The 26,149-nt window shown below is 70.4% G+C and carries 27 protein-coding genes; 11 read left to right on the forward strand and 16 right to left on the reverse strand.

All coding sequences use genetic code 11. The features are described 5' to 3' along the window. Positions 1-17: 17 nt before the first annotated feature. From ACFWYW_RS28810 to ACFWYW_RS28835, 6 genes are all read left to right on the forward strand, one after another. Positions 18-887, forward strand: a complete 870-nt coding sequence (locus ACFWYW_RS28810) for an Atu4866 domain-containing protein (RefSeq protein WP_379615866.1) — start codon at positions 18-20, stop codon at positions 885-887. Between the two features lie 81 nt (positions 888-968). Then, positions 969-2,075 carry a winged helix DNA-binding domain-containing protein gene (locus ACFWYW_RS28815; RefSeq protein ID WP_379615868.1) on the forward strand — a complete coding sequence of 369 codons (1,107 nt, stop codon included), beginning with the start codon at positions 969-971 and terminating at the stop codon, positions 2,073-2,075. Between the two features lie 166 nt (positions 2,076-2,241). Then, positions 2,242-3,429, forward strand: coding sequence for a sensor histidine kinase (locus ACFWYW_RS28820; protein ID WP_379615870.1), 1,188 nt, complete (start codon positions 2,242-2,244; stop codon positions 3,427-3,429). Further along, entirely contained in the window at positions 3,422-4,543 is a 1,122-nt protein-coding gene (locus tag ACFWYW_RS28825; protein ID WP_379615872.1) for a hypothetical protein, read from the forward strand. Before ACFWYW_RS28820 ends, ACFWYW_RS28825 begins: the two co-directional genes overlap by 8 nt. Then, complete coding sequence (locus ACFWYW_RS28830) at positions 4,513-5,172, forward strand: DNA-binding response regulator (protein ID WP_379615874.1); 660 nt, start codon at positions 4,513-4,515, stop codon at positions 5,170-5,172. Before ACFWYW_RS28825 ends, ACFWYW_RS28830 begins: the two co-directional genes overlap by 31 nt. Positions 5,173-5,285: 113 nt before the next feature. Beyond that, entirely contained in the window at positions 5,286-6,050 is a 765-nt protein-coding gene (locus tag ACFWYW_RS28835) for a hypothetical protein (protein ID WP_379615876.1), read from the forward strand. 66 nt (positions 6,051-6,116) lie between these two features. Here the strand turns inward: ACFWYW_RS28835 and ACFWYW_RS28840 are convergent, their stop codons facing one another. Genes ACFWYW_RS28840 through ngcE form a run of 5 tightly spaced genes read right to left on the reverse strand, consistent with a single transcriptional unit; the run spans position 6,117 to position 11,233 of the window. Beyond that, positions 6,117-6,902: a PIG-L deacetylase family protein gene (locus tag ACFWYW_RS28840; RefSeq protein WP_379615878.1), complete on the reverse strand. Its 786-nt coding sequence runs from the start codon at positions 6,900-6,902 to the stop codon at positions 6,117-6,119. Positions 6,903-6,915: 13 nt separating this feature from the next. Next, positions 6,916-8,106: an ROK family protein gene (locus ACFWYW_RS28845; RefSeq protein WP_379615880.1), complete on the reverse strand. Its 1,191-nt coding sequence runs from the start codon at positions 8,104-8,106 to the stop codon at positions 6,916-6,918. A gap of 2 nt (positions 8,107-8,108) precedes the next feature. Further along, the gene (locus ACFWYW_RS28850; RefSeq protein WP_379615882.1) at positions 8,109-8,939 is read right to left on the reverse strand and encodes a carbohydrate ABC transporter permease; all 831 of its coding nucleotides are present in this window, start codon (positions 8,937-8,939) and stop codon (positions 8,109-8,111) included. Further along, positions 8,939-9,820 carry a carbohydrate ABC transporter permease gene (locus tag ACFWYW_RS28855; RefSeq protein WP_379615885.1) on the reverse strand — a complete coding sequence of 294 codons (882 nt, stop codon included), beginning with the start codon at positions 9,818-9,820 and terminating at the stop codon, positions 8,939-8,941. The genes ACFWYW_RS28850 and ACFWYW_RS28855 overlap by 1 nt, the downstream gene beginning before the upstream one ends. A 3-nt stretch (positions 9,821-9,823) precedes the next feature. Next, complete coding sequence (gene ngcE / locus ACFWYW_RS28860; RefSeq protein ID WP_379615887.1) at positions 9,824-11,233, reverse strand: N-acetylglucosamine/diacetylchitobiose ABC transporter substrate-binding protein; 1,410 nt, start codon at positions 11,231-11,233, stop codon at positions 9,824-9,826. A 165-nt stretch (positions 11,234-11,398) separates the two neighbouring features. Here ngcE and ACFWYW_RS28865 point away from each other — a divergent pair, with 165 nt between their 5' ends. Together ACFWYW_RS28865 and ACFWYW_RS28870 are read left to right on the forward strand one after the other, a co-directional pair. After that, positions 11,399-12,937 carry a hypothetical protein gene (locus ACFWYW_RS28865; RefSeq protein WP_379615889.1) on the forward strand — a complete coding sequence of 513 codons (1,539 nt, stop codon included), beginning with the start codon at positions 11,399-11,401 and terminating at the stop codon, positions 12,935-12,937. Between the two features lie 84 nt (positions 12,938-13,021). Continuing rightward, a complete protein-coding gene (locus ACFWYW_RS28870) occupies positions 13,022-13,870 on the forward strand; it encodes a DUF817 domain-containing protein (protein ID WP_379615891.1) in 849 nt (282 codons plus the stop codon). A gap of 25 nt (positions 13,871-13,895) precedes the next feature. Here ACFWYW_RS28870 and ACFWYW_RS28875 read toward each other — a convergent pair whose 3' ends face one another. The 6 genes from ACFWYW_RS28875 to ACFWYW_RS28900 form a co-directional block, all read right to left on the reverse strand. After that, complete coding sequence (locus tag ACFWYW_RS28875) at positions 13,896-14,537, reverse strand: response regulator (protein WP_379615893.1); 642 nt, start codon at positions 14,535-14,537, stop codon at positions 13,896-13,898. Further along, positions 14,530-15,729 carry a sensor histidine kinase gene (locus ACFWYW_RS28880; protein ID WP_379615895.1) on the reverse strand — a complete coding sequence of 400 codons (1,200 nt, stop codon included), beginning with the start codon at positions 15,727-15,729 and terminating at the stop codon, positions 14,530-14,532. The genes ACFWYW_RS28875 and ACFWYW_RS28880 overlap by 8 nt, the downstream gene beginning before the upstream one ends. A gap of 3 nt (positions 15,730-15,732) precedes the next feature. Further along, positions 15,733-16,437, reverse strand: coding sequence for an ABC transporter permease (locus ACFWYW_RS28885; protein ID WP_379615897.1), 705 nt, complete (start codon positions 16,435-16,437; stop codon positions 15,733-15,735). A 26-nt stretch (positions 16,438-16,463) separates the two neighbouring features. Continuing rightward, on the reverse strand, positions 16,464-17,369 hold the full coding sequence (locus ACFWYW_RS28890) for an ABC transporter ATP-binding protein (RefSeq protein ID WP_379615899.1): 906 nt from the start codon (positions 17,367-17,369) through the stop codon (positions 16,464-16,466). Positions 17,370-17,610: 241 nt separating this feature from the next. Beyond that, positions 17,611-18,294: a pentapeptide repeat-containing protein gene (locus ACFWYW_RS28895; protein ID WP_379615901.1), complete on the reverse strand. Its 684-nt coding sequence runs from the start codon at positions 18,292-18,294 to the stop codon at positions 17,611-17,613. A 120-nt stretch (positions 18,295-18,414) separates the two neighbouring features. Next, a complete protein-coding gene (locus tag ACFWYW_RS28900; protein WP_379615903.1) occupies positions 18,415-19,089 on the reverse strand; it encodes an SDR family NAD(P)-dependent oxidoreductase in 675 nt (224 codons plus the stop codon). Between the two features lie 168 nt (positions 19,090-19,257). Here ACFWYW_RS28900 and ACFWYW_RS28905 point away from each other — a divergent pair, with 168 nt between their 5' ends. After that, the gene (locus tag ACFWYW_RS28905; RefSeq protein ID WP_379615905.1) at positions 19,258-19,659 is read left to right on the forward strand and encodes a winged helix-turn-helix transcriptional regulator; all 402 of its coding nucleotides are present in this window, start codon (positions 19,258-19,260) and stop codon (positions 19,657-19,659) included. 241 nt (positions 19,660-19,900) lie between these two features. Here the strand turns inward: ACFWYW_RS28905 and ACFWYW_RS28910 are convergent, their stop codons facing one another. Both ACFWYW_RS28910 and ACFWYW_RS28915 read right to left on the reverse strand, forming a co-directional pair. Next, entirely contained in the window at positions 19,901-21,418 is a 1,518-nt protein-coding gene (locus tag ACFWYW_RS28910; protein WP_379615907.1) for an alpha/beta hydrolase, read from the reverse strand. A gap of 226 nt (positions 21,419-21,644) precedes the next feature. Further along, positions 21,645-22,787: a serine hydrolase domain-containing protein gene (locus ACFWYW_RS28915; RefSeq protein ID WP_379615909.1), complete on the reverse strand. Its 1,143-nt coding sequence runs from the start codon at positions 22,785-22,787 to the stop codon at positions 21,645-21,647. A gap of 230 nt (positions 22,788-23,017) precedes the next feature. Here ACFWYW_RS28915 and ACFWYW_RS28920 point away from each other — a divergent pair, with 230 nt between their 5' ends. Then, complete coding sequence (locus tag ACFWYW_RS28920; protein ID WP_379615911.1) at positions 23,018-23,827, forward strand: GNAT family N-acetyltransferase; 810 nt, start codon at positions 23,018-23,020, stop codon at positions 23,825-23,827. 50 nt (positions 23,828-23,877) lie between these two features. Here the strand turns inward: ACFWYW_RS28920 and ACFWYW_RS28925 are convergent, their stop codons facing one another. Further along, the gene (locus ACFWYW_RS28925) at positions 23,878-24,021 is read right to left on the reverse strand and encodes a hypothetical protein (RefSeq protein ID WP_379615913.1); all 144 of its coding nucleotides are present in this window, start codon (positions 24,019-24,021) and stop codon (positions 23,878-23,880) included. A gap of 90 nt (positions 24,022-24,111) precedes the next feature. Further along, the gene (locus tag ACFWYW_RS28930) at positions 24,112-24,582 is read right to left on the reverse strand and encodes a nuclear transport factor 2 family protein (protein ID WP_379615915.1); all 471 of its coding nucleotides are present in this window, start codon (positions 24,580-24,582) and stop codon (positions 24,112-24,114) included. Positions 24,583-24,734: 152 nt separating this feature from the next. On the opposite strand from ACFWYW_RS28930, the gene sigJ reads away from it, so the two are divergent. Then, positions 24,735-25,748 (forward strand): RNA polymerase sigma factor SigJ, encoded by a 1,014-nt coding sequence (gene sigJ / locus ACFWYW_RS28935; protein ID WP_379615917.1) that lies wholly within the window; start codon positions 24,735-24,737, stop codon positions 25,746-25,748. Here the strand turns inward: sigJ and ACFWYW_RS28940 are convergent. Beyond that, positions 25,730-26,137, reverse strand: coding sequence for a MerR family transcriptional regulator (locus ACFWYW_RS28940; protein ID WP_379615919.1), 408 nt, complete (start codon positions 26,135-26,137; stop codon positions 25,730-25,732). The genes sigJ and ACFWYW_RS28940 overlap by 19 nt on opposite strands. Positions 26,138-26,149: the final 12 nt, after the last annotated feature.

The following is a 26,149-nucleotide window of genomic DNA, read 5'->3' on the forward strand; positions in this document are numbered from 1 at the left end:
GCGCCCTGGTCGTCGACGTGGCCGGTGCCGTCCTGGCGCCCGGCTTCGTCGACACCCACCGGCACGCCTGGGAGGCGCAGCTACGCCGGATCATGCCCGACGTCAACGACCTCGGTGAGTACGTGACCTCCACCCTGGCCGGGATCGCCCCGGCGTACCAGCCGAAGGACATGTACATCGGCACCAAGCTGGCCGCGCTGACCGCCATCGACAGCGGCATCACCACCATGCTGGACTTCTCCCACAACTCCCGCACCGCCGCCCATTCCGACGCGGCCATCCGGGCGCTGATCGACACCGGCATCCGCGGCGTACACGCGTCGATGCGCCCGCATTTCGGCGACTGGGACGGCCAGTGGCCTGCTGACCTGGCCCGGCTCCAGGAGACGTACGCCGGCGGGCTCCTCACCCTGCGCGCGCAACATCGACGTCGTCTTCATCGCCGGCCAGGTCCGCAAGTGGGGCGGGGCCGTACTCGACATCGACCTGACCGAACTGCGCGAGGACGTGCGCGCCTCACGCGACCGCGTCCTCACCCTTCACTGACCGACGGTCCTTCACCTCAAGGATCTCCACCCATGTTCAAGATGTCCCTACACCTCCTCGGGCTGGTCGTCACGCTGCTCGCCTGCGCCGCCTCCGGCCAGAGCGCCCCTCACCCCTACGTCGGGATGTGGGTCACCGCCGACGGCCGCATTCGCCAGGAGCTTCTTCCCAACGGCCGCTACGAAGAGGAACGAGACGGTCGCAAGCGCGCCTACACCGGCCGCTACACCGTGACCGGCACCCACATCGACTACCACGACGACCTGGGCTTCACCGCCACCGGAGACGTACGCGACAACGTGCTCTACCACGAACACCTGGTGCTGTACCGGGAGAGCTGACCCACGTTCCGGCCGCCCGACGGAAGGCATAGGGTGCGATGCTGGGCAGGCGGTGGGGTGTAGGTGTGTCGGAGGGCGGTCGTGACGGTGGAGGGGCTTGGGCTGGCCTGTCGCCGCATCTGTTCGGTCGGTCTGGGTGGGGTACGGCCCGCCGCCTTCGCCGGGCCTGCCGAGGTGGTCGGTTGGTTCGGGGCGTTGCAGGCGCAGGATTACCACCCGGCGAAGTGGGCGGTCGCTCAGCGGCTCGGTCCCGGTGTCACCGACGCGGACCTCGATCGCGCGTTCGATGACGGGGTGATCCTGCGGACGCACGTGTTGCGGCCGACGTGGCACTTCGTGGCCCGCGCCGACCTGCGCTGGCTGCTGGAGCTGACGGCGCCGCGGGTGCACGCGCTCAACGGCTATGCCTACCGGCGAGGCGAGCTCGACGGCCCGTTGCTGCGCCGTACCGCGGACCTGATCGCCGATGCCGTCGCCGGCGGGAACCATCTGACCCGCACGGAGATCGCGGCGTTGCTCGCCCGCCACGGCATCGTCGCGCGGGGATTCCGGCTCGGCTACCTCCTCATCCACGCCGAGCTGGAGCGGGTGATCTGCAGCGGTCCGCTGCGGGGCGCGCTGCATACGTACGCGCTGTTCGAGGAGCGGGCTCCGCGGGCGGCGAGCCTGGAGCGTGAGGCGGCGCTGGCCGAGTTGGTGCGCCGGTTCTTCGCCGGCCACGGTCCGGCGACGGCGAAGGACCTGGCGTGGTGGTCAAGCCTCACGCGCGCCGACATCGCGACCGGGCTGTCGCTGGCCGGCGAGGCGCTGGAAAGCACCGACGCCGACGGCGTCACCTACTGGTCCGCGCCGGGCCACGACCCCGTGCCGGCCGCGTCCCCGGAGGTGCGGCTGCTGCAGGCCTACGACGAGTACATCGTCGGCTACCGGCAGAGCAAGTACCTGCTCGACCTCGGCGGCCTGACGCCGGCGGCACCGGACAGGCCGGCCTTGCCGAACGGGGTCGTCGTGGTCGACACGCAGGTGGCCGGCCGGTGGAAGCGCACGGTTCGGGGCGGCGCCGTCGTGGTCGAGGCGGTGCTGTACCGGCCGTTCGACGCCGCTGAGCGCGCCGCGCTGCAGGCCGCGGCTGACGAGCTGGGCGCGTTCCTGGGCGCACGCGCCGTCGTCTCGGCGAGACCGCTGTGAGCCCGGTCCCGCAGCGACCGGCCGGCACCCTGCCGTACCACCACAACACAGGGTGGCGCCTGCCGCATGGAGCGGGCCTTCGAGACGTTGCCGCGGCGTCGGTAGGCTGCCACACACGGGTGATGTTCGGTTATTCGGTGAGAAGTGGGGGTATCGCCGCATCGGGGTGCTGCGTGGACCGCGTCCGGGCGGGAAACCGGGGCGCGGGGATGAGTCACCGGCCGGGCAGGCGGGTCCGGCCGAGCGGGAGCTGAACCGGACGGCGATCCGGTACGCGGTGTGGCTGCGCTCGGCGGTGAGCGCCGCCTGCGCGGTGTTCGGGGTGCTGGAGGTACCGGCCGAACGACGGCCGCTGGCGCTCGCGGTGGCGGCGGTCGTGCTCGCCTGGTCCGTCTTCCGCCTGCTCGCCCTTGGGCGCCGTACCCCGGGATGGGCCGGGGGTGTCATCGCTATGGATGCGGTGGTACTCGTCGCGATCGGGGCCGCGCAGGCGCTGGCCGGTCCGGGGTACGCCGGTGGGTGGACGCTGGCGCTGATCTCGATCGCCGCCGTGACCTCGTCGTATGAGTGGCCGAGCAGGCCGCGGGTCGGCATCGGGCTGGCCATGCTGGGGCTCGGGTCCTACGTCGCGGGATTCGCCGCGCAGTCCGGCGTGTGGGCGCCGGCCGTGTTGCCGGGCGTGCGGGTGCTGGTCGAGATCATCCTGTCACGGTTGTCCTATCTGCTGGTCAGGTCTCAGGCGCGGGTGGCGGACCGGTTGAGCGCGCGGATCGCCGCCCGCCGCAGGCAGGCCGCCGTCGCGGCGGCCAGGCGGGCGGCCGAGCGCGAGTACCTGGTGACGCTGCACGACACCGCGAGCACGACGCTGTTGATGGTCGCCGAGGGGTACGGCGAAGCGGAGGTGGCCGAGCGGGCACGCCACGACCTGGAGGCGATCGCCGGCGTACCCGAGGCGGGCGCCGGCCCAGTCGACCTGGCGGCCCTTCTCACCACCGCGGCACGTCACGACGACGTTCTGGTCCGGGGCGGGCCCGACGCCATGCCGCCGCTGCCCGCCCGGCCCGCGCTCGCGATCTTTCACGGCGTCCGCGAGGCGCTGACCAACGTGGCGCGGCACGCGGGCGTCGCGGAGGCGTCGTTGCGCGCCGGACTCGACGAGCACGGCACGGTGATCGTCGAGGTGCGTGACCGTGGCCGCGGCTTCGTACCCGATGACGTGGGGCCGCACCGGCGCGGCATCTCCGGTTCGATCGTGGGCCGGATGGCCGACGCCGGTGGCCGGGCGACGGTGATCTCGCGGGTCGGCGAGGGCACCACGCTCCGCTGGATGTGGCCGGTGGAGGGCGATGGCTGAGGAGAGCATCGACCGGCTCGCCACACAGATCGAAGATCGGCTGCTGCGCGGCGTGCGGATCTCCGTGCTGGCGGTCGCGGTGACCGTGCAGTTCAGCCTGTCCCTGCCTGAGCTCTTGCGGAACGGCTCCCGCTACAGCCTGCTCTGGCCGCAGGTCACGGCATTCGTCCTGTTCGTTGTCGTGGCCGCCGGCGCCGCCGTCTTCCTGGCCCGCGGCGGGCGTATCCCGCACGGGGCCCGCGCGGCCGGGGTGGGCCTGGCGCTGCTCGCCGCCGCCGCGGCGGCCGGATCCGCTCCGCCGGGCAGCCACCTGGAGCCGGCCGACTGGTACTTCGGGCTGACCGGCTGGCACGGCGTGCTGCTGCTGTTCGACCTTCGCCTGCGCTTCCTGGCCGCGTTCCTCGCCACGGTCCTTGGCCTGACCGTGGTCAAGATGGCGGCGCCCGGGATGCCCGACCTCAGGACCTGGGCGGCGATGGCCGTGGCCGCGGTGTCGGTGTACGGGTTCCAGCTGGCGCTCGGGCTGCTGGGCCACGCCGTACAGCGGATCTCCGTGCGGGCGCGGAAGGCCGCGGCGCAGGAGGAGCTGATCCGGACGGAGGAGGAGGCGGCCGAGCACCGGCACCGCGATCACCGGCAGCGGTACGCGGCGCTGCTGCCCACGCTGGTCCCGCTGCTGGCCGGGCTCGGATACGGCTCGCTCGATCCCGGCGATCCGGACGTCCGGCGTCGGAGCGTGCACGAAGCGGCCAAGATGCGCCGGCTGTTCGCCGAGAGCGACGACGTGCCCGATCCGCTGGCGCACGAACTGCGGGCGGTGATCGCGGTCGCCGAGCGCCGCGGGGTCGCGGTGCGGTTCGCCGTCCGGGGCGTCCCCCGGACGCCGCCGAAGGAGGTCAGGCGCGAGCTGATCGAGCCGGTGTCGGCCATGCTGGCCGCGGTCACCGCCGACGCGCGGGTCACCCTGGTCCGGGCGTCTGACCGGGTCCGGGTCAGCGCCGTCGGCGACGCGAAGGATTACGCGCGGCCGGGTCACCGGCCGGGGCGAGTACAGGTTCATCATGTGGAATCGGAGGGTCGAGCGTGGGTGGAGACGAGCTGGCGATCACGGTGACTCTGGTCGAGGACCATCCGGTGGTGGTGGCCGGGGCACAGGCATGGTTCGCCGCGGCGACGCCGCCGATCGACGTGGTCGCCGCCGGAGCCGGCGCGGAGGTCGCCTGGACGCCGCCGGGCGACTCCGCCGCGGTCGTCGTGTTCGATCTCCAGCTTTCCGGGCCGCAGCCGGCCTACGACGAGCTGAGGCGCCTTGCCGACGACGGCAGGCAGGTCATCGTGTACACCATGCGCGAGGACGAGAACACCGCGCTGACCTGCTTGGACCTCGGCGCTTTCACCTTTCTGACCAAGGCCGAGGGCAAGGAGCATCTGGTCGCGGCCACGGTCGCCGCCGCCCATGGCCGGCCGTACACGCCGCCGGCGCTGGCCGGGGCGTTCGGCGTGAACACCCGCCCCGACCGGCCGCAGCTCTCCCTGCGCGAGGAAGAGGTGCTGATCGAGTGGTTTCAGTGCGAGTCCAAGGAACTCGTCGCCGAGCGGCTGGGCATCACGCCGCGCACGGTCAGCTCCTACCTGGACCGCGTGCGGATCAAGTACGCGAGCGTGGGCAGGGAGGCCAGGACCAAGGCGACCCTCGTCGCGCGCGCCTTGCAGGACGGCCTGATCGGCATCGACGATCTGTAACCGGACGGACGCGTAACGCATTGCGGGTCGAACGACCGTCAACCCCGTAGATCATCCGTCCCTAGGGTGGTTGGCCACGTCACTACACGAAAGATACGGAGACGGTGTTGTCGATGGCTTCACTCAAGCGAGCGGTGCTGGGCGGTTTGGGGACGAGTGTCCTGCTGACGGCGGTCATGGGGGCGGCGCTTGCGCCTTCCGCCTGGGCCGATCCTGCGGACAACAAGCTGACAGCGGGGGAGAAACTCAAGCCGAATCAGGCCGTGAAGTCGGCGAACGGCGCGTACAAGCTGATCCAGCAGGTCCAGGGCAACCTCGTCCTCTACGGTCCGGGCAACGACGCTCTTTGGTCGAGCCCCACCGCGGGGGCCGCGGCGTACGCGACGATGCAGCGCGAGGGCAACCTGGTGATCTACAGCGTCACGAACAAGCCGCTGTGGAGCACCAACACGGCCGGCAACCCCGGCGCGTACCTGGCGGTGCACAATGACGGCAACCTCGTCCTCTACTCCGCCGCCAACGAGGTGCTGTGGTCGAGGCACGGCTACCTCGGCTCGCTGCCCTCGGGCCACACGCTCAAGGCCGGCCAGGGCGTCCAGTCACGCAACGGCGAATACCGGCTGATCATGCAGAAAGAGGGCAACCTCGTCCTGTACAACCGGGCGAACAAGCCGCTCTGGACCACGCCCACGGCCGACCGGCCTGGCTCTCGCGCCGTCATGCAGAACGAGGGAAACCTGGTGATCTACAGCGCCACCAACCAGGCGGTGTGGACCACCAAGACCGCAGGCAACCCCGGCGCGTACCTGGCGGTCCAGAACGAGGGCAACGTCGTGATCTACACCAAGAGCAACAAGCCGCTCTGGTCCACCAAGTAGGCCACGCCGATCAGGACGGGGAGCCGCGGCGGGCCCCGGGCGACCCGCCGAACGCCTTCGTCCTGGTCAACCGCTGACCGGCGCTGTGTCAGCCGGCCGTACCGTGGCGAAGGGCAGCAGGTCGAGCAGTTCGCCCTCGGCGGGCCGCCGGCCGTAGGGGGCGAGCTGGAAGGTCTCCGGCCCGATGTGCTCGGCCCAGTACTCGCTCACGAACGTACGGCAGGCCGCCACGTCAGCGGGGCCGGGCACCTTGGCCAGCAGCCCACGCTGGAAAGGCGCGTACTCCAGGAACTGGGAGGCGTGCGCCAGGCAGGCGTCAAGCTTGGCCTCCCGCACCGGGGCGACGTCAACGACGACGTCGTCCCGGTGGACGGGGCCGGAGACGTAGTCGGTCATCAGCAGGCAGACCGGCTGCCGGTCCAGGGCGGGCTTGCCGCACTCGACGTTGCGGGTGGTGGAGAACTCCACCGCCTGCCCGGCGAGCACGCCCGCGGCGCGGTTGTCGGGGTGGCCGCCACCGTCGGAGTGCAGGGCGATCACCAGGTCGGGACGCCAGCCGCGGATCTCGCGCAGGACGCGCACGCGCAGCTCCACGCTGGGTTCGAGGAAACCGTCGTGCACGTCGTCGAAGATCTCGTACGTGGTCACGCCGAGCGCGTCGGCCGCGCGCCAGGCCTCCTCGGCGCGGCGGCGGGCCAGGGGGGCGCGTTCCATCTCGTGGTGGCCGGCGTCGCCGTTGGTGAGCGTCAGAAACTTCACCGCGTGCCCGGCCCCGGCAAGCAGGGCGGCGGTGCCGCCGGCGTAGATCTCGGGTTCGTCGGGATGGGCGGCGATGACCAGCGTGCGCAACATGTCTCAGCTTTCGTTAGGGGATTTGCTCTCCGGTACGGCCTGCCGTACCGGCTTGGAAGACCCGCTCGCGGGCCAGATCGAGGGCGTAGCGGACGGCGCCTTCGAGCACGCTGCCGCCGCCCGCGCGGCCGACGGCCACGGTGACCGGGGCCAGGCCGGTGGGAGCGAGCAGCGCGGCGACGCGGGCGCGCAGCGGCTCGGCGCCGGCCACGCAGAGGGGGCCGGAAAGGACGACGCAGCCGGGGTCGAGCACGCCGACGGCGGCGGTGACGGCGACCGCGACGCGGGCGGCGACGTCGTCGAGGAAGGCGGGCGAGGTGCCGGCGCTCAGGAGGGCGGACACCTCTGCCAGCCCGCTGCCCGCGGAGGCGGGCAGGCCGTGGGCGGCGGCGAGGGCGGCGAGGGGGGCGGCGCCGAGGAGGGCGCCGAGCGGACCGCCCTCCGGGCCGTAGAGGCGGCCGCGGCGGGCCGGGTCGGGCACGGTCACGGAGCCGACCTCGCCACCGCGCCCGGTGACGCCGCGCCAGAGCGCGCCGTCGAGCACGGCGCCCGCGCCGACGCCGCCGCCGATCCACAGCAGGACGAAGCTCTGTCCCTCGCGGTCGGCCAGTTCGCGGATGGCGACCAGGTTGACGTCGTTCTCCAGCCGGAACCGTTCGGCCCCGAGCGCGTCGCACAGGTCGGCGAGGTCGTCGAGGTGGGACCAGCCGGACAACTGGACCGCCTGGCGCAGCCGCTGCCCGCCGGCCTCGACGATGCCGGGCACGCCGAGCACGATCTGGTCGAGGTCGTCGAGCCCGAGCCCGGCCTCGGCGGCGGCCGCGGCGACCGCGGCGGTCAGGAACTCCACGGCGTCGGCCCCGGGGCCGGGCGCCTCGGCGCGGTGGCGGCCCAGGGTCGTACCGGTCAGGTCGGCGACGGAGACCTCCACCGAGCTCGCGGTCAGGTCGGCCCCGGCGACGAGCGCGGCGCCGCCCTCCAGCTCCCACATCTGCGCGGCCGGCCCGGCGTTGCCCGGCTTGGTGCCGGCCTTGCGTGCCAGCCCGCCGTTCTCCAGGCGGCGCAGCACCTCCGCGGCCGACGCCTTGGACAGGCCGGTGTGCTGTTCCAGCTCGGCGCGGGTGAGCCCGCCGTGGCGGAGCAGGAGTTCGAGTGCGGCGCGTTCGTTGAGGGTGCGGAAGACCGTGGGGTTCCCGGTGGACATGCTTACTTCACGGCTCCTGAGGTCAGCCCGGACTGGATGTGTCGCTGGAAGACGATATAGGCGACGACGACCGGCAGGACCGTCATGCTCAGCGCCGCGAACAGGGCGGGCCAGTCGGCCTCGTATCCGGCGATGGTGGAGATGTCGGCGATGCCCTGGGTGATGACCCATTTGTGCTTGTCGCCGGGCAGGAGCACGAGCGGCAGGAGGTACTGGTTCCACTGGCCGAGCACGTTGAAGATGGTCAGGCTGACCAGGCCGGGCTTGGCCATGGGCAGCATGATCTGGAAGAAGGTGCGGGTGTGCGAGGCGCCGTCCATCATCGCCGCCTCCGCGACCGCGTCCGGCAGGCCGCGGAAGAAGGAGGTCAGGAAGAAGACGGTGAACGGCAGCGAGTACGCGATGTACACCAGCACCAGCCCGACGTGCGAGTCGAGCAGCCCGAGCCCGTCGACCACGAAGAACAGCGGGACGAGGGCCAGGAAGACCGGGAACGCCATCCCGGAGACGAACAGGAAGTAGATCGCCCGGTTGCCGGGGAAACGGTAGCGGGCCAGCACGTACGCGGCCATCGAGCTGAGCAGCATGGTGCCGAGCACGCCGAAGAAGACCACGACCACGGTGTTGAGCAGGTACGTGCCGACGTTCGCCTTCTCCCAGGCCCGCAGCCAGTTGTCCCAGCGCAGCTCACCGGGCAGTTGCAGGGCGTCGCCGAAGATCTCGGAGTTGCTCTTGAAGGAGGCGAGCAGCGTCCAGATCAGCGGGCCGATGATGAGCAGCGCCCACACGGCGAGCACGGCCTGGGACAGGCCGCCGAAGAGCCTGCGGCGCATCAGTACACGATCCTCTCGCGCCTGGTGACCCGCATCGTCACCGCGGCGAAGGTGAGGGTGAGGAAGAACAGCGCCACGCCCATCGCCGAGGCGTAGCCGAAGCGCGAGTAACCGAAGGCGTTCTTGTAGATCTCGGTGGCCAGCACCGTGGTGGCGCCGTCGGGGCCGCCCTGCTCGATGGAGAGCACGTTGACCAGGGCGAAGGCATCGAAGGCGGCGATGCCGAGGTAGATCCAGCCAACCTGGACGGTGTCCCAGATCAGCGGCAGCGTGATGCGGAAGAACAGGGTCAGCCGGCCAGCGCCGTCCAGCGAGGCCGCCTCGAAGACGTCCTTGGGGATGGCCGCCATGCCCGCGGAGAAGAGCACCACGTAGAAGCCGACCGCCTGCCAGACCATGACGGCGATGATCGACCAGAGGGCGAGCCGCTGGTCGGTCAGCCAGCCGGCGGGCTCCAGCCCGACCTTCATCAGCGCGCCGTTGAGCACGCCGCCGGCGTCGGGGCGGTAGACGGCCTTGAACAGCACGCCGACCACCGCGACCGCCAGCACCTGGGGAAGGAAGAAGACGACCCGGTAGAAGCCCGAGCCCTTGACTCCGCCCTGCGCGTGGAGCAGGTAGGAGAAGGCCAGGGCCAGGGCGACGGTGGCGAGCGGCATGGCGACGAGCAGGACCATGTGGTTGCGGATCGCCTGCCAGAAGGCGTCGTTGCCGAACAGCCGCCCGAAGTTGTCCAGCCCGACGTAGTCGAGCCCGGCCGACACGCCCCGCCAGTCGGTCAGCGCGATCTGGAACGCCTGCGCGTACGGGCTGATCACGAAGACGAGGTAGAGCGCGACGGGCAGGAGCAGGAACCCCGCGACGAAGCCGTGCCGCCGCATCGGTCAGACGCTCCGGGTCTGCTTGGTGATCGCGGAGTCGTTCTTGAGCTCGTCCGCCTTCTTCTGCATGTTCGCGCAGAACTGCTCGGCGCTGCTGCGCCCGGCCATGACCGAGTTGGTCTGGGTCTGGGCGTAGTCGAACAGCTCCTTGTACCAGGTCTCGAAGCGGGCGTCGGTGATGGTGTTCCGGCCCGCCGCCTCCTGGGCCTTGGCCGCGCTGTCGACCGCCGAGGTGAGCCGGAGACCGTCGACGACGCCGTTGACCACGGTGAGGTTCTTGGTGAGTTCGGTGTAGCCGCGCGCGCCCTCCCTGGAGAGCATCAGCCGCAGGTACTCCAGGCCGCCCTGGGGGTTCTTGCCCTTGGCGCCGACGAAGAAGGCCTCGGACACCCCGACGAAGATCGCCTCGTACGGCATGGCGTCGGCGGCCCCGATGCTGGGGACGGGGGCGATGGCGTACTCGAAGCTGTCCGGCTTGTCCTTGGCCATCTCGTTCTCCAGCCAGGAGCCGCACGGGTAGAACAGGACCTTGTCCTGCAGGTGTTTGATCTGGGTCTGCGTGTGGTCGAGGCCGAAGTAGGCCTTGTCGCCGAAGTCCTTCTGGATCTGCGCCCAGGCCGCTACGGCCTGCCGTACCGGCTCGGCGGTCCAGGCGCCGTCGGCGAGGTTGTCGATGTCGATGATGACCTTGTTGCCACCGATCTTGGCGGCGCTGTAGACGAGGTTCCAGAGCTGGTAGAAGGGGCCGACCTGACCGGGGTAGGCGAACAGGGCGATCCCCGCCTTCCTGGCCTCCTCGCCGAGGGCGTTGAACTCCGCCCAGGTCCTCGGCACCGCCCAGCCCTTGGCCTCGAAGAGCTTGGCGTTGTACCAGAGGGCGCGGTGGGCGACGGTGTACTGCAGCACCCGCGGCACGCCGTCGATCAGGGAGTTCTCGTAGACGCCGCCGACGAGGGTGTCCTTGACCTTCTTGCCGGGGAAGGCGAGTGAGGGGGCTTCGAACAGCGGGGTGAGGTCGGCCAGGTGGCCTTCCTGGACGAGGGCCTGCAGGTCGAGGGCCTCGGGCCCGGAGTTGTTGATCACATCGGGGACGTCGCCGGCGATGAAGCGCGGGCGCAGCTGCGTACCGACCTTCTGGGTGGCGACGTGCTTGATCTTCGCCTTCGGGTAGGCCTTGCTGTAGGCGGCCTCGTGCAGGTCGACGGCGTACTTGTCGCCGTTGCCGCCGCTGAAGATGACCACTTCGAGCGGGCTCGCGGCCTGCACGCCGAGCGGGTTGGCCGCCGACGTCGCGGCGGCGGTGGCGGTGGGAGCAGGAGCGGCGGTACGGCTCGCGGTCGCGCAGGCGGCGAGGGGGGCGGCCAACGCGGCCAGGCCGAGCCCGCGCAGGACGTCGCGGCGGTTGGGGGACATGGCTCCTCCTGAGCACAACCGTCTGGATACTTTCCAGACGGTTAGGCGGCTGACTATAGGAGGGCACCCTGACCAGGGTCAAGAGGGCCGCGGCCACTGCCCGACGCTCGGCGCGGTAAGGTTCGTGATCATTCGGCAGGATCGGGGAGAAAGGGTGGGCCGCCCGTGCTCTCCGTGTCGGCTCCCCGGCCGCGGCGACACCCTCCGGTGTTCTGGTGGTGGCTGGCGGCCTCGTACGCGTTATGGGAGATCGTCTGGGAGGTGCTGACGCCGCCGCGGCGGGTTCTGTGTGCCGGGGCGCCGATCTCGCACCCGGTGGGCCCCGTCCGCCGCACGGCCGCCGCCCTGGCCGAGATGGCCGCGGATGTGCTGTTTCTGGCGGGGCCGTTCCTCCTGGTGGTGATCGCCCTGTACGTGGCCGGGCGGGACAACGCCCGCGTCCACCTGGTGGCCGCGGTTCTCGGGTTCGGGCTCCTGGCGCTGCCCGAGGCGCTGGCCGTCGCCGGGGAGGTGCTCAGGCCGCCCGCGGAACCGCCGCCGGGCTGCCTGCCGGAGCCGGCGCCGTTCCGTGTCCTGCCGGTGGTCCTGAGCTGGGTCGTCTCTCCGCTGACGATGGTCATGCTCGCGGGCGCCGCCGGGTTGCGCGTACGCCCGGACCGGGGCTCGGTGCTGCGGCTGTGCGCGGCGCTCGGGGTGATCGCGATCGCCGTGCCGGCCGTGAGGATCCTGCCGGAACGGCTGGCTGCGCCACCGGTCGCCGACGACGGCACCCCCCGGTACGCGTTGATCGCCGCCGGCTACCTGGAGACGGTGAACCTGGACACGGGCCGCGTCGCCCATGAGTACCTGCCCTACCTGGGCAGGCGCACCACCCAGATCAACGCGGTGGCCGCCGGTCGCGACCCGGGGGACTACGTGGTCAGCGTGACCTTACGGCAGGGCCGGGACTCGTGGTCGCCGCGCGGCTTCGTCTCGCGCATCCACCGCCTGACGGTGGACGCCGACGGCCAGGCGAAGCTCGGCCAAGCGCTGTCCGGCAAGCTGAACGGGAGCGTCGACCGGATCGTGCTCTCGCCCGAGGGCCGCGTCGCCTACAGCCGCTGGACCGAAGGCCGTGATCGCAAGCAGACCACCTACGTCGGCGTCCTCGGACCAGGTGTCGAGTGGCGGGTGGCCGCGCACGGCTTCTACTGGAAGGACGCCCACACGCTGGTGCTCCCCGACGACATCCACTTCACCGGGGTCACCCACCCGCCGAAGCCGGAGTCGGTGAAGGCCTGGGAAGGCGCCATCGACGTGCGTACCCCCGCGTCGGGCCCGTCACCCGCGGCGCTCCTCGTCCGTGCGCCCCGCGAGAACGGCAGCCACACCCTGCCCCATCCTCTGCCGGACGGGCGGACCCTGCGGGTGCGCAAGGGCAGCTACGAACAGCCGTCCGAGTTGCACCTCTACGAGGGGGACCGGAAGGTGGCCACGGTGCTGACTCTGACCTGCGGCGAGATCGTGTCGATGGCACTCGACCGATCCGGCCGCCATCTCCTGGTCGGCAAGGACAACGAGAACGAACCCACGGCCGGCAACCGGCCGTGCGGGGGCAAGAACCACGAACTGCTCCGCGTCGGCCTCACCCCGACGGCCGCCGGAGCCTTCCCGCACAGGGTCGTCTGGCGCGGCGACACCTATGCCGGCGGATTCGCCTGGTGATCGATCGTACGGCTTCCTGATTTCTGCACCGAACCTCCCCTATGCCCCCAGAACTCCGGCGTCGCGGGGGCAATCGGACAGAGCATGACGTTCTCTGCCGCCCAACTGATCCGCTTCGCGTACGCCGAGGCCAGGTCGTGCCGATTCGCGGTGGCCATGTTCGCCGGCCTGGCCGCCTCGTCGGTGCTGCCGCTGCCGATCCCGCGCTATGACGCACTCCTGGTCTACGCCGTGGCCGTGACGGTGATCTTCCGCACCCTGCGATGGGAGAGCACCCAGGAGACGGTGGTCATCGCCGGGTTCCATCTGGTCGGGCTGGCCTTCGAGCTGATCAAGGTGAGGTTCGGGTCGTGGAGCTATCCCGGGCACGCCTTCACCAAGGTTGGCGGGGTGCCGCTGTACAGCGGATTCCTCTACGCCGCCGTGGGCAGCTACGTCTGCGCGGCCTGGCGGATCTTCTCGTTGCGCCTGGTGGCCTACCGAACGGTGCCGGTGACGCTGGTCGCGCTGGCGATCTACGCGAACTTCATCACCCAGCACTGGTGGATCGACCTGCGCGTCCCGCTCGCCCTCGCGCTCGTCCTGGCCACGTGGGGGACGGTGGTGCATTTCACGGTGGGCGGGCACCGCTACCAGATGCCGCTGGCACAGTCGCTCGTCCTCATCGGATTCTTCCTGTGGGTGGCCGAGAACATCGCGACCTACCTGGGCGCCTGGCAGTACCCCCATCAGCGGGACACGTGGCAGCCGGTCCATCCGGCCAAGTTCGGAGCGTGGGCGCTGCTGGTCAGCGTCACCTTCGTGATGGTCGCCTGCTGGCAGGGGAGACAGGGGCGGCTGCACCTCCGGCCGCCCCTCCGGGGCCGAGCCCGAGGCTGGGCACTGCCGCTTCGCCGCCTCGACGTGAGGACGCGCTCGCCACAAGATCGATAAGCTCGACTCTGAGACAGGCCCCTGACTAGGCGCCGTCGACGGAGAGCAACCCCCGGCGGAAGGCGACCGCCACAGCGGCGGCCCGGTCGTTGACCCCGAGCTTGGCGTAGATGTGCAACACATGGCTCTTGACCGTCGCCTCACTGATGAACAGCTGCGCGGCGGCCTCACGGTTGGTCGCGCCGTCGGCGATGAGGCGGAGGATCTCCAGCTCCCGGGCGCTCAGCGGATCGGCGGGAGCCCGCACCTGACCCAGCAGCCGGGTGGCGACGGACGGTGACAACACGGCCTCACCGCGGGCGGCCGAGCGCACCGCCCGGATGAGGTCGTCACGCCCGGCGTCCTTGAGCAGATACCCGGTGGCCCCGGCCTCGATGGCGGGCAGGACGTCCTTGTCCGTGTCGTACGTGGTCAGCACCAGCACCCGGGCACGCACCCCGATCCTGGCCAGCTCCCTGATGGCCGTGACGCCGTCCATCACGGGCATCCGCAGGTCCATCAGCACCACGTCCGGGTCGAGGGCGCGGGCGAGCCGCACGGCCTGCGCCCCGTCGCCGGCCTCGCCGAGCACCTCGAAGCCGGGGTCGCCGGTGAACATGCCGCGGATTCCGTCCCGCACGATGACGTGGTCGTCGGCGATGAGCAGCGTGATCGGGGTGTCAGACACCTGTGTCCCTCCGGGCGATGGCGGGCACGCTGGCGGACACGGCCGTGCCGCCGCCGTACTCCGACTCGATCTCCAGCGTGCCCGCCAGGCGGGTGACCCGCTTGCGCATCGCGGTCAGTCCGAAGCCGCCGCTGTCGGCGGCGTGTCCCGGGTCGAAGCCCGAGCCGTCGTCGCGCACGTCGAGGGTGACGGTGTCGTCCATGTACGACAGGGTGAGCCCGACCCTGGCGGCCCCGGCATGCTTGGCGATGTTGGCCAGCGCCTCCTGGGCGGTGCGCAGCAGGGTCTCCTCCACCTCGGGATGCAGCGGGCGAGCCGTACCGGTGGCGGTGAAGTCGGCCCGCACCTCGTGCAGGGCGGCCCAGCGGGCGGTGAGCTCGTCGAGCGCCTGCGGCAGCGGCGTGGACTCCAGTTGCGCGGGCCCGACGGCGTGGATGGTGCGGCGAGCCTCCGCCAGGCTCTCGCGAGCCAGCGTCATGGCGTTGCCGACGTGCCGCTCCCAGTCGGTGTCGCTCTCGCGGGCGTGCACGGCGGCCTGAAGCTGGGTGACCACACCGGTCAGTCCCTGGGCGATGGTGTCGTGGATCTCGCCGGCCATGCGCTGCCGCTCGTCGAACACGCCCGCCTCCCTGGCCTGGACCAGCAGCTGGGCGTGCAGACCCGCGTTCTCCCGCATCGTCTCCTCAAGCTGCGCCACCATGCGCTTGCGTTCGGCGCTGCGCTCGGTGGTGACCTCGCCGACGAAGCTGAACAGCCCGACCGCCGCGACGATCGCGGCGGTGAAGAACAGGAAGGAGATGACGTCTCCGGCGCTCCGGGGGAGCCCGCTCCGGTAGGCGGCCACGCTGATCGCGGCGGTCGCGGTCACCCCGGCGAACCGCCACAGCCCCCGCAGATGGCTCCAGGAGTGCAGGTAGCCGGTGAAGGCGAAGAAGCTCGCGAACCACGTGCTGCGGGTGCAGAGCACCCCGATCAGGACGATCAGCCCGATCACGTAGACAGCCCCGAGGCGGGACATCACCGCGATCCAGACGGCGGCCAGCGCCACCAGGCCCAGCGTCAGCATCCGCCCCTGCGACTCGTTCTGCCAGGCCAGGACGGCGGAGACCACCAGCAAGAGGTACGGCGCGGCCTCAAGCTGGCGGGCGACCAGCCGCTCCCACCGCTCCAGGCGCCCATCCGCCGTCGTCATGCCCTACTCCCACCTGAAGAACCTGGCCGCCGCCGTACCGATGAGCACGGCGTATCCGGCCAGGACGACCAGCAGCATCAGGCTCGGCGGCTGGCCTGTCCAGACCTGCGCGAGCACCTGCCTGAAAGCACCCAGAGGAGTGTATTCGCCAATCCCCGCCACCAAGGCGGGCATCTGGTTGACCGGCTGGATCAGACCGGCCAGGTAGGCCATCGGGAAGTACAGCAGGACACCGACGCCGTTGGCGGAGCGGCCGGTCTTGGCCAGGGCGGCGATGAGCAGGCCGATGGAGAACATCGCCGCGACACCGAGCGTGAGCGCCGCCGCGAGCGGCAGCGCGGCACCGGGGACGTGGGCGCCGATCACGCTGCCCGCGACCGACACCAGCAGCGCGCAGGCGATGACCACGAGCACCAGTTGCAGGGTCAACTGCACCACCAGCAGCGTGTACGGCCGGACCGGCGTGGTGGACATCCGGCGCAGGATCCCGCGCTCGCGATAGGAGGCCAGGGTGGTCGGCAGCAGGTACAGGCCCACCAGGCCGACCGACATGGCCAGCGTCATCGGCAGCAGCGTGGTGTCACCGGGCTGGATCGAGCTGCCGAACACCAGCAGGACGAACAGGGGGATGAGCATCGAGACGATCGAGCCCGGCTCGCGGGCCAGCAGCTTGACCTCGACGGTGGCGAGCTTGGTGAGAGCGGTCATGGCGGAAGTCCTTTGCGTAATCGGAGTCAGAGGGAGCGGCCGGTCAGGGCGACGAAGGCGTCGTCGAGGGTGCGCTTGTCGATGCGCAGGTCGCTGACCAGCACGTGGTGGCGGGCGAGCTGGGCGGTGACGGCGGTGGCGAAGTCGCCCCGGCCGCTGACGACCACACGGTCGGCGGTCACGGTGACCTCCGCGACGCCGGGCAGGTCGGCCAGCAGCGCCACCGGGTCGCAGGGAGCCATCAGGGTGAAGCGGATCTCGTGGGCGGCGTCGAGCCCGTCGACCAGGCCGGCCGGTGTGTCCAGCGCCACGACCCGGCCCCGGTCCACCACGGCGACCCGGTCGCACAGCTCTTCGACCTCGTCCATGAAGTGGCTGACCAGCACCACGGTGACGCCGCTGTCGCGTACTTGCTTGATCAGCTCCCAGGTGGCGCGGCGGGCCTGCGGGTCCAGGCCGGTGGTCAGCTCGTCGAGGAAGGCCACCCGTGGGTTGCCGATCAGCGCGAGGGCGATGAACAGCCGCTGCTTCTGGCCGCCGGACAGCTTGCCGAAGCGGGCGTCGCGCTTGTCGGCCAGCCCCCACTGCTCCAGCAGCTCGCGCCAGTCGCGCGGCCTGGAGTAGAAGGCGGCGTAGAGGTCCAGGGCCTCCCAGACCTTGATCGTGTCGGGCAGCTGGGTGTGCTGGAGCTGGACGCCGATCTGCTCGCGCAGCGCCCGGCCGTCGGCGGCCGGGTCGAGGCCGAGCACCCTGATCGTGCCGCCGTCGGGCTTGCGCAGCCCTTCCACGCACTCCACGGTGGTGGTCTTGCCGGCGCCGTTGGGGCCCAGGATGCCGAAGATCTCGCCCTCCGCCACGGAGAACGACACACCCTCCAGCACGTTCAGCTGTCCGTAGGTCTTGCGGAGGCCGGTGACTTCGATGATTGCCATGGCAAAAGCATCGCGATCTGCCGCTTTTCCCGAATCGACCGTGCGGCCACACCACGGGCCGCCCGAGGCTGAACCTCGAATCAGCCGTTCGGTGGATGGCGGGGATCTAGATCACCTGTCAGCCCCGCTGCAGGGAGTTCCCTGCCCGCTTCTCCTGGGGCCGCTCCGGCATCGGAAGGTCAGGGCTGCTTCCCGATGATCCGGTCGAACCAGTCACAGACTTCCTGGGCCAGGCGGGTGGCTATTCCTCGATGGTGATTCCCATCGCGCCGGCCAGGGCGAAAACCAGCCCCTGCGCGTCCCGGCTCTTGATGATCGCGCCCTTGAAGCTGGTGACCCCGCCGATGCCCAGCAACACGCAGTCCGAGAAGTGCGTGCCGTCCATTTGCGCCTGGGAGAACTGGGCTCCGCTCAGATCGCAGCGTTCAAACCGGACTCCGCGCAGGTCGGCGTTCTGGAAATTGGCTTCTGACATGACGCAGTCGCGGAAGACGGTGTTCTTGAACGTCGAGAATCGGAATCCGGTCAGGTCGGCGCGGCAGTTGTCGAAGAGCACCTCGCGGAATGTGCTTTCGGACCAGCTCATGCCGGTCAGCCGACTCGCTGATGCCAGGGCGCGATGCATGCCCGAGGCCCTCGCCGTCATGTTGGACAGGTCGCAGCGTTCCAGTTCCACGTCAGCGAACCCGGCCTGGCGCAAGTGGGTACCGGCGAAGCTGGTCACGACGAAACGGCAGCCTTCGTAGTCGACTGCTTCCGCTTGGCGGTCGGCCAGGTCGCTGCCGTGGAATTCCAGGCCGCGGTAGGTGCCGTCGTCCTGCAGGTCGTGTTCGGGCGGTCGCGCCGCGGCCAGCGGCGAGGGCAGCTTCGGGGCGGTCGGCGCTTTGAGCCGTTTCGGTCGTGCGTGAGGAGGTTGGGAGGACATCGAGCGCCAGCCTAGCCTGTTCAAGACGCCTAAGGATCACGCCTTGAGCCCGGCGCCGGCCAGGTCGCACCACACGAACGCCGCGGCGGATCGGGACTTTATGGGGAGAGCTGGGAGACGTCAGACGGTGAAGACGCGCTCGGCTTCGTCGCGCTGGGTGTGCAGGTCCCAGTAGAGAGGGGCGATCTCCTCGGCCTCCGCGGTCGGGGCTCCGGGAGGGCCGCCCCCGCCGATCCACACCCCGATGGCGACGTGCGCGGCCTGGATACCGGTGCCGGCCAGCTCCTTGTGCAGGTTGAGCACCCAGTTGCGCAACGCTGCCTGGGCGGCGTTGACGTTGCCGAGTATCGGGTGGGGATCGACCGAGCCGCCTCCGTTGGTGTAGAGCAGGGTGCCCGCGCCGGCCTCGCGCATCGCGGGCAGGACGGCCTGGGTGGCGGTGATGGCGCTGTAGAACAGCAAGTCGATCAGCCCCTGCACATCGGACGGCTTGGTCTCGGACGGGGAGGCGAGGGCCAGGGAGCCGATGCTCGGGGCCGGGGAGTGCTCCAGGACATCGATGCCGCCGAAGCGAGCGGCGGCATCCTTGAGGGCCTGGGCCAGCGCGTCGTGGTCGAGCACGTCCGCCGGGAACGCGGCGGCGGTGATGCCCTCCGCGGTGAGCCGGCCGACGAGCGCGTCGAGCTTGGCCCGGTTGCGGGCGATGAGAGCGACGTTGTAGCCCTGGGAACCGAAGGTACGGGCGATGGCGAGGCCCATGCCGGGGCCGGCGCCGACGATGGCGAGAGTAGGCATGATCAGTTCGCTTTCACTTGAGTCGGCGGAGCTGTCCAGTCCGCATCAGGGGCGACTTTCACAGCAGCCCCTCTAATTCCTACTATTTGTGCGTAACGTCAAGATAGGACAGTATGGAGAGGCTTACAAAAGGCACATCACTGTGCGTCACGGAGGGAGATGTGCGTCATGGAGCACGCAGGGGGACCGGCGAGCGCCGCGAGCCGGGGGCCCTGCGCGGCGATCCCGGCCGACCAGATGGCCTTCATCCGCCAGATCCTGGACCGGGTCGGCGACAAGTGGAGCATGCTGATCATCGCGATCCTGGAGGACGGCGCCCTGCGCTACACCGACCTCCAGCGCGATGTCCCCGGCATCTCCCAGCGCATGCTCACTCACACCCTGCGCCAGCTTCAGCAGGACGGACTGGTCACCCGCACGGCCTACGCGGAGGTCCCGCCGCGCGTGGAGTACGCCCTCACCCCCCTCAGCCACGGCCTGCTCGACATCGTCAAACAGCTGATCGGCTGGGCCTCCGACCACCACGACGACATCCGCGCCCACCGCGACCGCGCCGCCGCCGGGTCCTGACCGCCGCGAATGGCCGCCGCCCTACGCCGGGACCTGGGCATCACCGTCCGGCGCAAGCCCCGGCACCGCGGCGAAGAAGTCGCAGAGTGGCCTCCCCGTAGAGCGCGACCTGTTCGCCTCCGCCGAACTCCACCTGCCGAGCCGCCTGGCCCGCCGTGGTGAGGCGGGCTTTGACGGCGTTCGCCACGGGGCCGTGTCGTCGGTTTCCTGCGGCTGAGGGGGTCACCTTGTCGGCCGTCCTTCAGAACCGGCCGGGCAGGTCAGGTAGGGGGGCGGTGAGCGTGGGCGGGGTCGATGTGCTCGGGTAGGGCACCGCCGGGCAGCGCATGCCAGGAGCGGGAAGCGTCTGCTCGATGAGGTAGCGGTCGATCGCGCCGCGGGTGCACTCACTGCGGTTGTAGATGCTGTGTCCCCAGCCTTCGTAGGTCAGCAGCCGCGCCTCACCGCCGATCTGGCCGGCCGCGTTCACCGCCCAGGCGTGGCCCGTGGCTGGATCATGCCGTGCGTTGCCCAGCAGCAAGGCCGGGGTTCCGTCGACCTTCAGCCGGTGCTGGGGGTTGGGGATCGTGGCCGGTTCGCCGAGGCAGGCCATGGTGAAGGAGAACGTGAGCGGGCTCACTCGCATGTCAGGCGCGATGCGCTGCGAGCGGCGCAGGAGGGCCGCGAACTCGCGGTAGTCCCGGATCGGCAGGTGGAAGTCCTGGCAGACGATCCGCATGGGGTTGGCGGTGTGCGGGGCCTGACGCTGCGCCGGCTCACGTGTGAAGATCTCCGGCAGCGCTTTCGAGGGCATGGCGCCGTTGCTGATCGTCACCATCATCTCGGCGAGTTCGCGCCAGTAGGGCCCGTAGGCGGCTTGGAAGGGGAGCCTGATGAGGTCGAGCTTGGTCAGCACCCGGGTGGGTTCGCCGGGGAAGTGCAACTCGCCGCGTTCGGCGCGGGCGAGCAGCTTCGCCCAGAAGGCGCGCAGGTCGCTGCCATGCAGTGCGCAGGCGCTGTCTCGTTCGCACCAGGCCGCGAACTCCGCGAAGGAGTCCTGGGCCGCGGCGGCCCCTGTGTCGAGGAACGCGGTGGTGCGCAGGCTGTGGTCGATGTTGCTGTCCAGGGCGAGCGCCCGGACCCGGCGGGGGAACCGCTCGGCGTAAAGCTGCCCGATCAGCGTGCCGTAGGAAAGGCCGTAGTAGGTGAGCTTCCTGTCGCCGACGGCGGCGCGCAGCGTGTCCAGGTCGTTGACGACGCTGAGCGTGTCGACGTGGTCGAACAGCGGTCCGGTCCTGGCCCGGCAGTCGGTGCGGAGCCGGTCGTTGTAGTCGAGCCATCGGTCGAAGTCGGCCTGGCTCTTCAGGAACGGGTCCGCCGGCGCCTGCCGCATGAGTTCGGCGGAGCAGATCACAGGGTTGCTGCGCGCCACGCCGCGAGGGTCGAACCCGACGATGTCGAACCTTCGGGTGATCTCTTCGCTGAAGTAGCCCTTGCGGCTCAGGGCGAAGTCGACGCCGGATTCGCCGGGGCCACCCGGGTTGATGATCAGGGAGCCTGTTCTGGCCGTGGGATCGGTGGCCTTCCGCCTGGCCACGGCCAGGTCGATGGTGGGGCCGCCGGGTTTCGCCCAATCGATGGGGACGGTCAAGGTGCCGCAGTCCGCGGTCGGGTCCGCGGCGCACGGCGCCCAGGCGATGGCCCGGCCGGCGGGCGTGGCGGCGCTCTCAGGAACGACCGCCGCCGCGGTTTCGAGGGGACTCAGGACCGTGACCGTCATCAGAACGACGCTGAGGATGCGAACGGATCTTGGCATGCTTCTCCGGTCATCAAGCGGATTGGCAGGGCACCGCGACTGTCGGGTGGGCGATTCGTCCAGATTATTGATCACGTGCAACAGGTGTGCCCATGCGACGTAAGGATGAAATGACTGATGGTCCTTTGGAGGGTTGCCGGTGAACGGGCAGCCGGGCGGGATCTCCGCCCGGCTGCCCGTGCCCCCGTGTTTACGCGCCCATCGTGAAGCCGAACTCCGCTTCGGCGATGCTGAAGGGCACGTCCCAGTTCTTCGCCTCGGTGTTGGTGTGGAAGGCGAAGGCGACCCCGCTGTCCGGGCTGCTCAACGCGAAGAACATGTGTCCCCAGTAGCTGCCGGCCATGCCGCGGATGGTGAGTCCGCCCGTCACCGTCTTGTCGAGCTCGAACATGCCGAGGCCGTAGCGGGTGTGCGGCAGCCAGCCGGCGCCCTCGGTCGAGACCGTGGTCCACATCTTGCGGTGTTGCCCCGGAGGCAGCAGGGTGCCGCCGGCCAGGGCGTCGAGGAGCCGGATGGCGTCGCCGGTGGTCGAGACGATGTTCCCCGTCTCCCAGGAAGTGTTGAACTCGGTGACGTCGAGGGGTTCGAGCCCCGGCTCCTCGAACATCGACTCCCAGTTCTCCGTGGTGACGTCCGCGGGGTCGACGCCGTCCTTGTAGAACTGGGTCGAGTACGCTCGCGGCGACGGGCCGCGGTATCCCGTGTCCCCTCCGCTGCGCGGGTAGGTGTTGGTCAGGCCGAGCGGCTGGATGACGGCGCGCTGGATCTCCTCGGCGTAGGTGTTGCCGGTGATCTTCTCGATGATCGCATTGGCGATGTAGAAGCCGCCGTTGGCGTACAGGAAGCGCTCACCGGGCTGCCCGACGGGCGGCTCGGAGACCGCCAGCTTCAGCAGTTCCGCACGGGTCCATTCGTCGAAGCGGTGCTCGTCGAACGTGGACCGGCTGGCGTAGTTGCCGATCAGCCCCGGCGCGAGGCCCGTGGCGAACAGGCCGCTGGTGTTGCCGAGCAGGTGCCTGATGGTGATCCGGTCGCCGTCGTAGCCATTGGTCAGCACTCCGGGCAGCCATTTGTTCACCGGGTCCTCGAGGTCCACCCGGCCCTCGGCCTCCAGGGTGAGGAGCGTCGCGGCGGTGATGCCCTTGGCGCCGCTGCCGATGGGCAGGAATTCTCCCGGTACGCGCGGTGCTCCGGTCGTGAGGTCGGACACCCCGGCGGTGCCGAACCAGGAACCATCGGCGTTCTTGACCTCGATGGCGATGCCGGGGATGTCGAGCTCGGCCACCGCCCGGTCGAGGATCTGCTGGGTCTTGTCGTGCCCGTTGCCTGTCATGTCGTACCTTTCACCGAGCTGTTCTTGTCACCGAGCTGTTCTTGTCACCGAGTTGTTCTTGTCACCGAGCTGTTCTTGACGCTCTCGACGATGCCGATCGACGATGACAGCGCACTCACAGCGCTACGACAGGCGGCGCGGTTCCTGTAAGCGGGTCCTCACCCGAGGTCGCGGACCGGAACGGAGAATGCGCGTGCGAGTGCCGCGGCCGGAATGCTGCAATGATCGTCGTGGATACGAATCCGTCGATCAATGAACCCGGCCTTGCGCTCGCGATGGAGCAGAATCTCGCCGAGCATGCCTGCCACCTGCACCGGAACCTGGAAGGCGCGTCCGTCACCGAGACGGGAGACCTGCTGATCGCCGACAGCGGCCTGGCCGACGACACCTTCAACATCGTCGCGGCGGCCCGCTTCACCCCGGCCGCCGCCCTGGCGCGCACCGCGGAAACCGCCCGCACCCTGGCCGCCACCGGCCGCCCTTTCTCCTGGTGGGTGGGCCCCGCCTCCACACCGGCCGACCTTGCCGAGCATCTCAAGACCGCCGGGCTCGAAGTCTCGGAGACCGAGACGGGCATGTGGAAGGACCTGCGTGCGCCCCTCCCCGAGGCGTACGCCGACGGCCTGGACATCCGCCCGGTGACCACCCCCACCCAGCTCGCCGACTACGCCACGGTCCTCGCCGCGAACTGGATCCCGCCCGCCGCCACCGTGCGCCGGTTCTTCGCCGACGCCGCTCCATGGGCGCTCGCCGCGGACTGCCCGGCCCGGTACCTGGTCGGCTACGTCGACGAGCGTCCCGTCTGCTCGGCCGAGGTTTTCCTGTCCGCGGGCGTCGCCGGCATCTACAACATCGCCACTCTCCGCACCGCCCGTCGCCGCGGCTACGGCGGCGCCATCACCCTGGCCACCCTGCGCACCGCCCGCGCCGCGGGCTACGAGACCGCTGTGCTGCAGGCATCGGCCGACGGCGAACCCGTCTACCGTCGCCTCGGCTTCACCGCCTGCGGCCACTTCACCGAGTACGCCATCACCCCCTGACCCATCACAGCCACCCACCCCCCGCGCGCCAGGGTCCGCCGCGGGGTGGGTCAGAAACCGATGGCTTCGCGGAGCAGCAGGACGGTCGCGCGTCCCGGGTGGGGTTCGGCGTTGAGGACGAGAAGGCCGTCGATGCCGGACAGGCGCAGGGGCTCGCTGGACGCGGTGAACACTCCGGCGCCCGCGGGGATCAAAGCTTTGAGGTGGGTACGCGCGGCGACGTCGTCGAGGATCTCGACGGCGAAGTTGTGCGCCCTCAGCGCGGCCGCCGTTCGCTCCAGGCGCTACTCCGACGCCGGTTCCGTGAACGGTGCCGCCATCACCTGGGCCGAGCCCGGTAGCGGGGTGGTGTCGTAATACCTGACCTCGAAGACGCGTTCGGTGAACTTCCAGCCCTCGGGGGTACGCCGGTAGCGGTCGTGGAAGAGGGAGTAGTTGAGCATCGAGCCGCCGTCGCGCAGGCGTCCGAGTTCGCAGATGTAGGCGCGGCCGGACGCGGTGTCGCCGTCGAGCAGGATCGCACCCGGATGCGTGGTCTGCACGAAGTAGTCCCACGCCTGCGACAATTGCCCGGCGCCGGCGCGGATCGCCTCCCGGCCGGCATGCTCGATGCCGGCGTCGGGGATGCGGTACACGGCGTCGCGGGTGAACAGGGACGCCAAGCGGTCGTGGTCGCCCATCATCGCCGCGTCGGTGAACTCGCCGCGCAGCGCCTCGATCTCGACGCGGTCCGCGGCCGCCTGAAAGTCGTTCATCGCTGCCTCCTGGTTGTCCGCCTTCTGGATGGCGGATTCGCCGCTATGACGATGCAGTGCCGCGAATTGTGAAGTGACGCGCCACTTCACAATCCGGGGCGCTACGTCGTCTGACCGGTGAGGAAGACGCGACCAAGGGAGTCCTTCACACCATGACCACCCCCATCGATCCCGGGCTGAGCGCGATCACGGAGGAGCGGCGCCGGCTGATCAACGTCACCTACCGCCTCCTCGGCTCACTGGCCGACGCCGAGGACGCCGTGCAGGAGACCTACGCCCGCTGGTACGCCCTGTCGCCGCGCCAGCGGGAGGACATCGAGTCCCCGAGCGCGTGGCTGACCAGGGTCGCCGGCCGGATCTGCCTGGACCTGCTCGGCTCGGCACGGGCGCGGCGGGAGCGGTACACGGGCCAGTGGATCCCCGAGCCGCTGCCCGAACCCGGTGAGTGGAACAGCGCGCGCCCGGCCGACCCGGCCGACCGGGTCACCCTGGACGAGTCGGTCGGCATGGCCTTCCTGGTCGTGCTCGAAGCGATGACGCCGGCCGAGCGCGTCGCGTTCATCCTGCACGACGTCTTCCGCTATCCCTTCGCCGAGGTGGCCGAGATCGTCGGGCGTACCCCTGAGTCATGCCGCAAGCTGGCCTCCTCGGCCCGCCGTCGCGTCCAGTCCGCCCAGCTCTCCGCGACCCCGAACGGGCGCAAGGCCGGCATCGTCAGGGAGTTCAAGCAGGCGTGGGAGGCCAGGGACATCGGCGCCCTCATCGCTCTGCTCGACCCGCACGCCACGTCGGTCGCCGACAGTGGCGGCCTGGTCAGCGCACTGCTTCAGCCCATCGAAGGCGGCGAGCGGATCGCGTACACCTGGATCGGCATTCTCGGCCGGGCGCCCGGCCTGACGCTGGTGGAGCACACGGTCAACGGCCAGCCCGGCCTGGTCGCCCGGCAGGACGGCGTCACCACGACGGTGTTCGCCTTCGACATCGCGGGCGACCGGATCAAGCGCATCTGGGCGGTACGCAACCCCGACAAGCTCCGGCCCTGGACGGGCCCACCGGAGGCGTGTCGTTCGTCGCCACATGTCCCGCCGTCCGGGCCTGCATCGGGTTCAGCCGAGGTACGGCCGGCGTGCGGGCCAGAGCGCGGCCATCACCGCGCGGCGGAGTGAGCCGTCCGCGCAGCGGCATCCTGGTCCCCGATCCACGCGCAGCCGCTGGCCGGGGTTCCGGTGGAGGCGATGACCGTGTCCAGGTTGTCACGGGTGCGGGTCAGCGCGGTGATCTGCGCGTTGATGCGATCACGCTCGGCGGCCAGCCGGGCACGCGATTCGGGAGTGCTGACCTGGGCATCGACGCAGGGCAGCAGTTCGGCGATGGTCCGGCTGGACAGACCGGCGGAGTAGAGCATCTGGATCAGCTCGACGCGGTCGGCCGCGGACTCGGGATAGTGACGCTGCCCGGACTCGCTCCGGTCCGCCTCCAGCAGCCCCTGTTCCTCGTAGTAACGCAGGGCCCGCACGCTGACGCCCGATCGCGCCGCCAACTCGCCGATACGCACCGTGACCTCCAT

The sequence above is a fragment of the Nonomuraea sp. NPDC059023 genome (genome assembly GCF_042740095.1).
Lineage (GTDB): Bacteria > Actinomycetota > Actinomycetes > Streptosporangiales > Streptosporangiaceae > Nonomuraea.